11 protein-coding genes are annotated in these 12,155 nt (G+C 36.7%); 2 read left to right on the top strand and 9 right to left on the bottom strand.

Annotation, left to right across the window (positions count from 1 at the left end; translation table 11 throughout):
• Both tnpB and tnpA read right to left on the bottom strand, forming a co-directional pair.
• The coding region (gene tnpB, locus HNR32_RS12960; RefSeq protein WP_183863344.1) for an IS66 family insertion sequence element accessory protein TnpB at positions 1-354 on the bottom strand (354 nt) is incomplete at its 3' end.
• Positions 344-667 carry an IS66 family insertion sequence element accessory protein TnpA gene (tnpA, locus tag HNR32_RS12965; protein ID WP_414153210.1) on the bottom strand — a complete coding sequence of 108 codons (324 nt, stop codon included), beginning with the start codon at positions 665-667 and terminating at the stop codon, positions 344-346. The genes tnpB and tnpA, both read right to left, overlap by 11 nt.
• Before the next feature lie 208 nt (positions 668-875).
• On the opposite strand from tnpA, the gene HNR32_RS12970 reads away from it, so the two are divergent.
• Together HNR32_RS12970 and HNR32_RS12975 are read left to right on the top strand one after the other, a co-directional pair.
• On the top strand, positions 876-2,210 hold the full coding sequence (locus HNR32_RS12970; protein ID WP_183863348.1) for a 6-phospho-alpha-glucosidase: 1,335 nt from the start codon (positions 876-878) through the stop codon (positions 2,208-2,210).
• A gap of 127 nt (positions 2,211-2,337) precedes the next feature.
• The gene (locus HNR32_RS12975; RefSeq protein ID WP_221300630.1) at positions 2,338-4,401 is read left to right on the top strand and encodes an alpha-glucoside-specific PTS transporter subunit IIBC; all 2,064 of its coding nucleotides are present in this window, start codon (positions 2,338-2,340) and stop codon (positions 4,399-4,401) included.
• A 177-nt stretch (positions 4,402-4,578) separates the two neighbouring features.
• Here HNR32_RS12975 and HNR32_RS12980 read toward each other — a convergent pair whose 3' ends face one another.
• From HNR32_RS12980 to HNR32_RS13010, 7 genes are all read right to left on the bottom strand, one after another.
• The gene (locus HNR32_RS12980; RefSeq protein WP_183863350.1) at positions 4,579-5,718 is read right to left on the bottom strand and encodes an aldo/keto reductase; all 1,140 of its coding nucleotides are present in this window, start codon (positions 5,716-5,718) and stop codon (positions 4,579-4,581) included.
• A 141-nt stretch (positions 5,719-5,859) separates the two neighbouring features.
• Positions 5,860-7,557 carry a sulfate adenylyltransferase subunit 1 gene (locus tag HNR32_RS12985; RefSeq protein ID WP_183863352.1) on the bottom strand — a complete coding sequence of 566 codons (1,698 nt, stop codon included), beginning with the start codon at positions 7,555-7,557 and terminating at the stop codon, positions 5,860-5,862.
• On the bottom strand, positions 7,557-8,450 hold the full coding sequence (gene cysD / locus HNR32_RS12990; protein WP_183863354.1) for a sulfate adenylyltransferase subunit CysD: 894 nt from the start codon (positions 8,448-8,450) through the stop codon (positions 7,557-7,559). Before cysD ends, HNR32_RS12985 begins: the two co-directional genes overlap by 1 nt.
• A gap of 21 nt (positions 8,451-8,471) precedes the next feature.
• Positions 8,472-8,783: a 4Fe-4S dicluster domain-containing protein gene (locus HNR32_RS12995; RefSeq protein WP_183863356.1), complete on the bottom strand. Its 312-nt coding sequence runs from the start codon at positions 8,781-8,783 to the stop codon at positions 8,472-8,474.
• Positions 8,764-10,458 (bottom strand): adenylyl-sulfate reductase subunit alpha, encoded by a 1,695-nt coding sequence (locus tag HNR32_RS13000; RefSeq protein ID WP_183863358.1) that lies wholly within the window; start codon positions 10,456-10,458, stop codon positions 8,764-8,766. The genes HNR32_RS12995 and HNR32_RS13000 overlap by 20 nt, the downstream gene beginning before the upstream one ends.
• Positions 10,459-10,469: 11 nt before the next feature.
• Positions 10,470-11,534 (bottom strand): sulfate/molybdate ABC transporter ATP-binding protein, encoded by a 1,065-nt coding sequence (locus tag HNR32_RS13005; protein WP_231038114.1) that lies wholly within the window; start codon positions 11,532-11,534, stop codon positions 10,470-10,472.
• Positions 11,531-12,061 (bottom strand): ABC transporter permease subunit, encoded by a 531-nt coding sequence (locus HNR32_RS13010; RefSeq protein WP_196611217.1) that lies wholly within the window; start codon positions 12,059-12,061, stop codon positions 11,531-11,533. Before HNR32_RS13010 ends, HNR32_RS13005 begins: the two co-directional genes overlap by 4 nt.
• Between the last annotated feature and the right edge of the window lie 94 nt (positions 12,062-12,155).

Below are 12,155 nucleotides of genomic sequence, written 5' to 3' on the forward strand. Positions count from 1 at the left end.
TATACAACTTTTAGTTGTTATTTTCTTTACAGCTTTAGGCTGGGTTATGCATAAACCTTCCAGTAGCCAGCGTAACTGTTGCCGGCTTAAATCCAGTACTTCTTCAGGTGTATCCGGCCACTGAAATTTGCCATTTTCCAGCCGTTTATATAAAAGGACAAAACCGTCACCTTCAAACAATAATGCTTTAAGTCGGTCGTGTTTCCTGCCGCTGAATAAAAACAAACTCTTGTCAAACGGGTCCATTTTGAATTTTTGCTGTACTAAACAACAAAGACCATCTATTGACTTTCTCATATCCGTGTGACCACAGGCTATATAAATATGTTCTACTGAAGATATGTCACCGAGCATACTTCTGTTCCATTTTTATAAATAACGCCAGCGTTTCTTCTAGATATTGAGAATTTATATTATCCTGTGTTTCCAAGCAAAAATTACCATAACGAATAGTGATTTTTGCTGGAACAGCTGCTGATTTTAACGAGCCGGCATCTGTAATATTAACAGGAACAATAGCACCTGTTAAAGACTTAGCTGCTTCATTACGGATAATTTTCTGCCAATAATAATAACTTTTTACGTTTAAACCATACTTTTCACAAAAAGATTTTACTGTAAGATCGCTGTCAGCTCTCTCTTTCAAATACCTTCTCCATTGCTGCAAACGATATTGTCTAGTTAATTCTTTAGTACTTATGAGAAAATCCCCCTTTAGATTTTTTCGAGTTTTTCGACCTGCTCTGAAAACTCTAAAGAAATTATCTCATGTTTGAGGAGCGTTTTACATCCACCGTTTTATTATGCGCTTACGAAATGCTCACTCATATTTCTTTAAATACTATAATAATTTACTATCAGAAAGGACGATACATATGAAAAAATCCTCAATCGTAATTGCCGGCGGTGGCAGCACCTTTACTCCTGGCATAGTAATGATGTTGCTTGACCATTTAAAACGTTTTCCCATTCGCCAAATAAAATTTTACGACAATGATGCTCAACGTCAAGAAACAATAGCCAAAGCTTGTGCTATTGTATTACGCGAACGTGCACCAGAAATTGAATTTTCTTATACAACTGATCCTCAAGAGGCCTTTACTGACATTGATTTCGTAATGGCACATATCAGAGTCGGTAAATATGCCATGCGTGAAAAAGATGAAAAAATACCCATGAAATACGGCGTATTAGGGCAAGAAACCTGTGGACCTGGAGGAATTGCTTATGGAATGCGCTCTATCGGACCAATAATTGAAATAATCGATTATATGGAAAAATATTCCCCTAATGCATGGATGTTAAATTATTCTAATCCAGCCGCAATCGTAGCCGAAGCTACTAGACGCATCCGTCCTCAGTCAAAAATCATCAACATCTGTGATATGCCTGTTGGTATCGAAGAACGAATGGCTGAAATATTATCGTTACCAAATGGCCGCAAAGATATGGATATTACTTATTACGGTCTAAATCATTTTGGTTGGTGGACAGCCATCCATGACAAGCAGGGAAATGATCTTATGCCCCAAATTAAGGCCCATGTAGCTAAACATGGTTATATTGTAAATCCTGATAATCATGCAGAAACGGAAGCCAGCTGGAATGATACCTATGCTAAAGCCAAAGATGTATATGCAATCGACCCAGATACTTTGCCTAATACGTATTTAAAATATTATCTCTTCCCTGATTATGTTTTTGCTCATGATAATAAAAATCCAGACCATACTCGTGCTAACGAAGTAATGGAACACCGGGAAAGAAATGTATTTGCAGCAGCCAACGATATTATTAATAAAAACACTGCCAAAGATTGTGCTTTTCATAGCGATGAGCACGCCAGTTATATTATTGACCTTGCCGAGGCAATCACGTTTAATACTAATGCTAAAATGCTTTTAATTGTAAAAAATGATAGCGCTATTTCTAATTTTGATCCTACCGCTATGGTGGAAATCCCGTGTATTGTCAATAAAAACGGCTATCAAAAAATTAGTATCGGTGAAATTCCACAATTTCAAAAAGGTCTTATGGAACAGCAGGTTTCTGTAGAAAAATTAGTAGTTGATGCCTGGATAAATGGCAGCTATCAAAAATTGTGGCAGGCAATAAGCTTATCAAAAACTGTTCCAAGTGTATCTGTTGCTAAAAACATTTTAGATGATTTAATTGAAGCTAATAAAGATTATTGGCCTATTCTAAAATAATTATGTAGTATGATAAGAGCACATTTTGCTTGTACTTTTGTCATACTATAATAAATTTTTCTATATTATTTTTAGAAAAATTAAACAATAATGTAAATACAATCTACTTTGCAGAAAGGACCTGCACATGATTATAAATAAAGATATTATTATGCAAAAAATCCAGCGATTTGGCGGTGCAATGTTTACACCCATTCTTTTATTCACATTCTTTGGTATAGTAGCTGCCTTATCAATCCTTTTTAAAAATGCCACTATCATGGGAAGTATTGCCGCTAAAGGAACATTATGGTTTGATATCTGGTACGTTATCGAAAAAGGTGCTTGGACTGTTTTTACTCAATTACCGCTCCTATTTGTTGTTGGTTTACCAATTGGATTAGCAAAAAAAGAAGCTGGCCGAGCTGCCATGGAATCTTTAGTAATTTATCTTACTGCCAATTATTTTATCGCTGGATTTTTAGAACTTTGGAGTTCCTATTTTAACGTTAATTATGCTCAGGAAGCTGTAGCTGGCTCAGGCTTAGCAATGATTGCCAATATAAAAACCCTTGACATGGGTATGTTGGGTGCTATTTTCATTTCAGCTATAAGTGTTTATTTGCATAACAAATTAATTGATACAGAACTCCCCGAAATTATTGGTATTTTTCGTGGATCAGTATTAGTTGTAGCTGCTGGTTTTTTCCTAATGATTCCTATTGCACTATTATTATGTATAATTTGGCCTAAAATCCAATTGGGTATTTTATCCCTCCAAGGTTTTATGAAAACTAGCGGCCTGCTAGGTGTCTGGCTTTACACCTTCCTCGAACGAATCCTTATACCTACTGGTTTACATCATTTTATTTATATGCCTTTTATTTATGGTCCGGCAGTAGTAGACGGTGGGACGAAACAATATTTTATTCAGCATATACCTGAATTTTCTACTTCTGCACATACGTTAAAAGAAATGTTTCCCCAAGGCGGCTTTGATCTTACCTCTATGTCAAAAATGTTTGGCTGTCCAGGTATAGCACTAGCAATTTATGCTACTGCCAAAAAAAATAAGAAAAAATTTATAGCTGGTTTACTGATTCCTGCCACTTTGACTGCTATATTATGTGGTGTTACCGAACCATTGGAATTCACTTTTTTATTTATTGCACCAATGCTCTTTGCCGTACACGCAGTATTAGCTGGCTTAATGGCGATGACAGCCTATGCCTTTGGTGTAGTCGGAGTATTTGATGGTGGATTTATTGAATGTGCTGTAGAAAACTGGATTCCTTTGTTTAAATACCACTCTACTACATATATAATTCAATTTATAATTGGTTTTTCTTTCACTGCTATTTATTTTTTCGTTTTTCGCTGGTTAATACTTCACTTTGATTTTAAAACACCTGGTCGTGGTGATGATTCTGAAGATAAGCTTTATACCAAAGCCGATTATAAAGCAAAACAAGCAATAGATAAACATGCTAAAAAGGCCGCTGCATTTTTGACCGCTCTTGGCGGTAAAGATAATATTATCGATGTTACTAACTGTGCTACGCGCCTTCGTATCAATGTAAAAGACGACACTTTAGTAGCTGATTCAAAAATATTCATTGCTGCTGGCGCACATGGTCTTGTACACAATAAAAATGCTATTCAAGTAATTGTTGGTCTTTCTGTTCCACAGGTCAGGGAAAGATTTGAGAAACTTTTAGAAAACAATTCTGCTGATGACACTATCTCAAATATTGAACAGGCTTCACAGCTTACAGCTTTTGCCAGCGGTACAGTCATTTCAATAGAAAATGTTCCCGACAAAGCTTTTTCGGAAAAAACTTTGGGTGATGGTTTAGCTATTATACCTAACAATGGATTAATTGTTGCTCCTGGAGATGGTACCATTATCATGACCGCAGAAAAAAGCAATCATGCAATTGGCTTACGCCTTACTTCAGGAATGGAAATTTTAATTCACGCTGGTATTGACACGGTTACCTTAAATGGAGATGGCTTTACTAGTTTTGTTAAAGCTGGGGATACTGTCAAAGCCGGAGATAAATTATTGTTACTTGATTTAAATAAAATCAAAGATGCTAACTTAAATCCAATTACTATAATGGTTATCACTAATTTTAAAGATTATGATTCTTTGTCTTTTCTCCCAGTAAAAACAGCCGTAATAAATAAAACAATTATAGCAAATTACTAATTTCAAATAAGTTTTTACACAAAAATTCTAATCCTTATAATAAAAGCAAGAATATCATAATGCCAAACGCCATCTTTTCCGCACGCAAATTGATTTTCATTTTTAATTTAACCACATAAAGAAAAGGGGCTATCACACTTTTTTATTGACGTGTGATAGCCCCCTTCTTATGTTTTCTTATGCCTGCATTTCAAAAGCATCAGCAACTTTTTTCAGCCAATCCGTTATTACAATATGCTGCGGACAACTGCTTTCGCATTTTTTGCAGTCTATACAATCTGAGGCTTTGCCAAAGGTTTTAGTATAGTTTCTATAATAGGCTGTTTCTATTCTGAAACCAACTTCATCATGTGTATCTTTATAATGCTTATAAGTATTATATAATCCAAAGTAATTAGGTATCGCTATATTTTTAGGACAGCCATCTACGCAATACCGGCAGGCTGTACAGGGAATAGCAATTGACTTATTAATTATGGCAACGACTTTTTTTACTATTGCATTTTCCGCATCGTTTAGTGGCATAAAAGCCTTCATGTATTCGGTATTATCTTCAAGCTGCTGTATATCAGACATTCCCGATAAAACCATCATAACATTTTCCTTGCTGGCCGCAAATCTTATTGCCCAGGATGCAGCTGACATCTGTGGATTATAATCCTTAAACAATTTGTCCGCCTCAGCAGGTACTTCAGCAAGCATTCCGCCTTTTATTGGCTCCATTACTACAACTTGTTTATTATGTTTTTTTGCTGCCTCATAACATTTATGTGACTGGATGCTGGCGCTATCCCAATCAAGATAATTAATTTGCAGCTGAACAAAATCGACTTCTGGATGTGCTGTCAATATTTCATCAAGCAATTGCGCACTGTCATGGAAAGAAAAGCCCATTTTCTTTATTTTTCCGCTGTCTTTCTTACCCTTTACAAAAGAAAAACTATCATATTCCTGCACGGTCTTATAAGTTTGTACATTAAGATTATGCAAAAGATAATAATCGAAATATTCCACACCACATTTTTCCAGCTGTTCATTAAAAATTCTTTCCTGATCAGCCTCTGATTTAAGCATCATTGTCGGTAATTTATCAGCCACAGTAAAACTATTACGCGGATGACGTTTTACTAATGCTTCCCGCAGAGCAATTTCACTTTTAAATTCATGATACATCCAAGCTGTGTCAAAATAAGTAAAACCTTTTTCCAAAAATGTATCTACCATTTTTTCCAGCTGTTTCATGTCAAAACTGCTTGGATTATCAGCATCAGTCAAAGGCAGACGCATAAAACCAAATCCTAATTTCTTTGCGGTCATTACTATTCCTCCCTAATATATATTATTAACTCTTTCCAATAATATGGCTAATAATTACAGCTGCATTATAGCTTAAATATATATTAGCACATGAAGTGAACTCCATGTCAAATTTATGATTCTAATAACCACAGCAAAATTTTATATTATCCAATAATTATCATTAAACAATATATGGCGATATTTTGTGCAATCCACCCATTTATTCCAAAAATCAGCCTGATTTTTATCAACAAGGTATTCATCATAAAATTTTTCATAACTTTTTTTATCATATACATTAATTGCAAAGCCACGACTATCCATTAATGCCGGCGTTATATCTTCATCATAAATATATTTATTCACTGCTATAATAGCATTTATTTTGCCCTGACGAACAGTAATGACTTTTTTTTCTGTAAGCGCAATAATATCTATTTTATCGGGATAATTATATGTTTTCCCCTTTAACGGCAAAGTATCGCCAATCGTAAAGCCGTTATATTTACTTAATGCTTTATCAATCTTGGTATCACGCATATTATAATAATATTCATCAAACAATGTTGCGGCAATTTTTATATTATCAGCAATAAATGTATAATCTTCCTTATTTATTGCATCTATATTTCTGATTACACCACAGGCTGAAGTCATATTGCTAACACGATTCACTAGTATAAAACTGCCCAATGCCTGATAATCTTTAAATTTAGCTAATGTACTAATATTCGCCAGTTTTATTGTGCAATCAGCCAATTCATTTTTGTGTAGACTGCTAACTTTAACCTTTTCACCACTATTAACATCTGTCTTATAATTAATTTTTTCGATAGAAGCTACAATGCTGTTAGTCCCAACCTGCAGGATATATTCTTCATTAAGTACTAATGGCTCATCGTCCATCCAAAGTATTTCACTAGAAAAGGTTTTACCTATCTGTACTTTTATATCTCTCGTAAGCACACAACCACGGGAGACATCAATTTCTTTATCCAGTTCTACAGTTAATGCCTGACCAGCTATTGCCTGTCCAACTGATTTTCCAGATGCATAAATGCTTTTTACTTTTGCCTTTTCTCCGCTTGGCAATACAGTAATTTCATCGCCAATAGTTAATTTACCACTTTCACATTGTCCCTGAAAACCACGAAATGTTCTATCAGGACGACATACTCTTTGTACTGGTAAATAAAAAGCATTATCTGCGTTATCATCGTTTATTTCTACAGTTTCCAGAAAATCTAATAATGTTTTTCCTTTATACCATGGCATATCAGCCGATAAATGGGTAACATTATCGCCTTCAGTAGCTGATAAAGGAATTATCGCTGTATTTTCCAAGCCTATTTGTGCAACAAGTTCGTTTATCTGCTCTTCTATCTGATTAAATTTATTTTCGTCATAATCAATAATATCCATTTTATTGACAGCAAAAACAAAATTCTTAATGCCCATCAGATGACTGATACGGGCATGGCGACGGGTTTGTACCAATACTCCTTTGGATGCATCAACTAATATAACCGCCAAATCTGCAAAGGAAGCTCCTACTGCCATATTGCGCGTATATTCTTCATGCCCCGGTGTATCGGCAACAATAAAGCTGCGTTTATCCGTAGTAAAATAACGATATGCTACATCAATTGTTATTCCCTGTTCATGTTCAGCCATTAATCCATCAAGCAGTAAAGAATAATCAAGTTTGCCGCCACGGCTGCCGGCCTTACTTTCAAGTTCTAATGCTTTTTCCTGGTCAGCATATAATAATTTGCTGTCATATAAAATATGGCCGATAAGTGTTGATTTACCATCGTCAACACTGCCGCACGTTATAAATTTCAATAATCCACTCATCAAAAATACCCCTCTCTTTTGCGTCGTTCCATACTGCCCGCAGAATCTTTATCAATTGCGCGGCTGGCTCGTTCTGAAGTAACAGCCTGCAGTGTTTCATCTATTATTTTATCCAGGGTATCGGCTTTAGACTCAAAACCACCGGTAAGCGGATAGCATCCCAATGTGCGGAAACGCACTGTTTTTTGTTCAATTTTTTCATCAGGACACAGCTTCAGCCTGTCATCATCAACCATTATTATCATGCCATCACGTTCGATGACCGGTCGTTTCTTGGCAAAATATAACGGCACTATCTCGATATTTTCTCTTTTTATATACTGCCATATATCTTTTTCAGTCCAGTTAGATATTGGGAACACACGCATGCTTTCACCTTTTTTTATGCGTGGATTATACAGCTTCCACATTTCCGGCCGCTGATTTTTCGGATCCCATACCTGTGCTTCATTACGAAACGAAAATATTCTTTCCTTGGCCCGCGATTTTTCCTCATCACGACGACCACCGCCAAAAGCTGCTGTAAACTGGTATTTTTTGAGGGATTGTTTTAATGCCTGTGTTTTCATGATATCGGTATATGATGCACCATAATCAAAAGGATTTACTCCTTTTTTAACACCTTCTTCATTAGTGTATTTAAGCATTGTTATCCCATGATCTTTAGCTACTTTATCACGAAATGCTATCATATCATGAAATTTCCAGGTAGTATCAATATGTAAAAATGGAAACGGTGGTTTTTCCGGATAAAAAGCTTTTAATGCCAAATGCAGCATTACAGAGCTATCCTTACCTATGGAATAAAGCATAACGGGTTTTTCGCAGGTCGCCGCAACTTCGCGGATAATATAAATTGCCTCTGCTTCAAGTTTATCTAAATGGGAAAGCATAAAATTCCTCCTTATAAAATATCAGTATTTATTGGCAGCTTTGCTGTCAGTTTTAATAATTGTTGTACTATTTTCTTTGTTAATTATCCATTGGGTTATATTGCCCTGTCGTTTTATCTGCATTACAGCGCCATGCCCGCCAATATCAGCGGCCAAATAAAATTTTATCGCACCTGCCGGACATTCTTTGAGACAGGATGCACAACCCCAGCAGTCTTTGGGATAAACAATCTGAGCCTTTTTATCTGCATCATGTTCTATAAGCATTCCTGGGCAGACTGCACTGCAGCGTCTGCAGCCGCAGCACATATCTTTATCTATTTGTATGCTCATAATATTCCTCCCGTCCAACAAGGTCTCTTTCGATAATTTTTATTTTTCCATCCTGCAAGCGTGAATTGATATATTTATTAAATTCATTACTTTGATTTGGATAGTCAGCATTTTCAGCAAAACTATGCCAGCGTGTTTCTTTGCGTGCCCGCATGTGCTCAATAACAAACAAGCACAGTAATAATCTATCCTGCAGCTCATGGATAAAGACAAGTTCATGCATATTTACTGCGTGTAATTTTACTGATAAATTTAAGACTCCGGCAATTTTTTCCGCCGCAATAATAAGTGACTGTTCATTATATTTATAATGTGTCTTTATCCCTCCAGCATAATTATCCATTATTTTCTGCATGGTTTCTTCTAATGATTCAATGTTGTATGTTTTTACCGTATTACCGAAAAATTTACTTTCGACCTTTACATATCTTTCTGCAATATCTTCATATTCAGCTGGACTTAATTTATCTTTTTTATTTTCTAAATACGACTTAATACTATTTGCTGCTATATACGCCTCGGCCATTGCCCCTGTTACATATTTTTGCGGACAGCCACCGCCAACATCACCAGCAGCAAATAACCCATCAATCGTTGTCTGCCTGTCTGAAGAAAGCCAAAAACCCGCCGCGGCATGCCCCCCCACTATATAAGGCTCCGTCCCTTCTATCTCCACATTATTTTGCGATGGTTCACCATCTTCAACCCACTTTAAAGTCTGTGACGGTGCCATATTTAAATATGCTTTTTTTAAATCCATTTCAGCTTCTGCGGAAATTCCCTTAGTTCTCAAATAACAAGGTCCTCGTCCTGCCAAATTTTCTTCTACCGTTCCATAAAGGCGATTAGGTGTTGATAAGCCATATTTATTTTCATAAATTTCACCACGTGAATTTATCTGACTGGCGCCCACGCCTTGGGCAATTGTTCCCGTTGGAGCAATAGTATCTTTGCAGCGCAGTGCAATAAACCGCATCTCCAGTGTCGTCATTTCAGCACCAGCCCGTATGCCTGCAGCTAGTCCTGCTCCAGTATTAAAAGGCGGGTACCACATCTTATGCCGGGAAAAGCCCGGATTATTTGGTCTGTATAGTCCAGCCGCCCCGCCAGTAGCACAAAGTACCACCTGAGCTTTTATAATATAAAGTTTATCCTCAACCATATCAATGGCCACTGCTCCATAGATTTTATTATTCTTTACAATAAAATCTATAATATTTATATGATTTTGCACTGTTATCCGTGAATTTTTATTTACAGCATCTGCTAACAACGGTTTTATGTTTTCGCCATTTATCTTTATATTGCGTGTGCCACGCTCAGCATAGCTGCCATCTTCATTCTTTAATATGACTAATCCCAATTTTTCTAAATCACGCGTACACTCATTAAGCCGTTCCGACATACTCAGCAACAAGTCTCCCCGGGCAATGCCCTCAGCATCCTTTTGGGCATAGTCAACATAAAATTCCGGTGTACGACCTTTAGTTATGTAGGCATTTAAGGCATTCACTCCGGCGGCCAGACAGCCGCTGCGTTTTATATTTGCTTTTTCGGCTATAAATATCCGTTTAGAAGTTGACTCTGCTAACTTTAATGCCCCATAACAGCCTGCTGTTCCGCCACCGGCAATAATAATATCTGTATCAATATAGTTTATTTGCAGTTTTTCCATTAATATCACCCTTAAATTACTACAGAATTATCTGCTGTAATTGATTCATTTTCATATTCAATAATATTATTATCATTAATCAAATACATTTTCCGTATTAGCACCTGCACCATTTCCTGCATTTTTAATATCCCCTTATCAACAGGCCAAACTGTCTTGAACTGAGTACCATTCACATCTACAGCAACATCAAGATGTGCTCCGCGAAATATAATATTTTTTATTATGCCATTTTCAACTGAATACGCATTTTGCCGATACTCATTTGGCCGTAATAATGATATAAATTCTGGTCGTACAATAGCCGCAGGGAAGTCATCATTATAACGAAAGCCCTTAAACTGCCCATAATTATTAACTAATGAATTTTCGCCAATAAACTGTGCTACAAATGGTGTTAGCGGTTTATTATATACTTTGAGTGGTGACCCACTTTGTTCTACCCGTCCTTTATTTACCACTAATATTTCATCTGCGACTTCACCAGCTTCATCCTGATCGTGTGTGACGAAAATACTTGTTATATGCAGTTTTTTTATCGTTGTTTTTAACCATTGCCGCAATTCTTGTCTGATTTTAGCATCAATCGCGGCAAACGGCTCATCAAGCAGCAATACCTTTGGTTCCGGAGCTATCGCTCTGGCAAAGGCTACACGCTGCCGCTGCCCGCCTGATAGCTGCATGGGATAACGATTATCGAGATCCTTCAATCCAATAAGCTCTATAAGTTCTTTTACCCGCGTATTTATTTTATCCCGCGGCATTTTTTTTATCTGCATCCCAAAAGCAATGTTTTCAAAAACCGTCATATAGCGAAATAATGCATAATTTTGAAATACAAAACCAATCTCCCGTTTTGCCGGTTCAATATCATTAACACGCTTGCCATCAATAAAAATATCACCGCTATCGGGGTTTTCCAGCCCTGCCAATATCCGCAAAATAGTAGTCTTACCACTGCCAGACGGACCTAAAAGTGCCGATAACGAATCTGCCGGCAAAGAAAAGCTGACATTATCAGAAGCTTTATAATCTCCATAAGATTTATTTACATTCTTAAACTCTATATACATCATTTCACTCCCCCACTTTTTTGCCAGCGATGCTCAATCATATTTTTAAAAATCAACAATATTAAAGCTAAAAAAACTAAAATTGTTGAAACAGCAAATGCATCCATCATTTTAAAATCATTGTAAAGAATTTCTATTAATAATGGCAACGTATCGGTTTTCCCCTGCAAATGTCCTGAAACTACTGAAACCGCCCCAAATTCCCCCATAGCCCTGGCCGTACATAGTATTATTCCATACAGCAGTGACCATTTTATATGTGGAAATGTAATTTTGCGAAAAATAGTAAAACCATCCGCCCCCATAAGCGCCGCAGCTTCTTCTTCATCTGTTCCCCTGCTTATAAGCACCGGCATAATACTACGGGCAATAAATGGCAGTGTCACAAAAATAGTCACAAGTACAACAGCAGTTGTTGTAAATAATATTTTTATATGAAAAAATTCCAATATTGGTGCAGCCCAGCCGCTACGCCCAAAAGTCAAGGACAAAATAAGTCCTGCTATAACCGGGGATATTGTAAAGGGAATCTGAACCTCCCACGACTAAAGTCGCGGGGTTCCTGCTTCATAGATAGTTGCGCAAAAAACACGTCTTACATTATCTCCACAGGCTATCCCCGTA

It is taken from the genome of Pectinatus brassicae (genome assembly GCF_014201835.1).
GTDB classification, from domain to species: domain Bacteria; phylum Bacillota; class Negativicutes; order Selenomonadales; family Selenomonadaceae; genus Pectinatus; species Pectinatus brassicae.

Bases quoted from the DNA above. Each gene is read 5' to 3' on its own strand.
- HNR32_RS12970 (WP_183863348.1), top strand. From the start codon at position 876: ATGAAAAAATCCTCAATCGTAATTGCCGGCGGTGGCAGCACCTTTACT.
- HNR32_RS12975 (WP_221300630.1), top strand. From the start codon at position 2,338: ATGATTATAAATAAAGATATTATTATGCAAAAAATCCAGCGATTTGGC.
- HNR32_RS12980 (WP_183863350.1), bottom strand. From the start codon at position 5,718: ATGACCGCAAAGAAATTAGGATTTGGTTTTATGCGTCTGCCTTTGACT.
- HNR32_RS12985 (WP_183863352.1), bottom strand. From the start codon at position 7,557: ATGAGTGGATTATTGAAATTTATAACGTGCGGCAGTGTTGACGATGGT.
- cysD (WP_183863354.1), bottom strand. From the start codon at position 8,450: ATGCTTTCCCATTTAGATAAACTTGAAGCAGAGGCAATTTATATTATC.
- HNR32_RS12995 (WP_183863356.1), bottom strand. From the start codon at position 8,783: ATGAGCATACAAATAGATAAAGATATGTGCTGCGGCTGCAGACGCTGC.
- HNR32_RS13000 (WP_183863358.1), bottom strand. From the start codon at position 10,458: ATGGAAAAACTGCAAATAAACTATATTGATACAGATATTATTATTGCC.
- HNR32_RS13005 (WP_231038114.1), bottom strand. From the start codon at position 11,534: ATGATGTATATAGAGTTTAAGAATGTAAATAAATCTTATGGAGATTAT.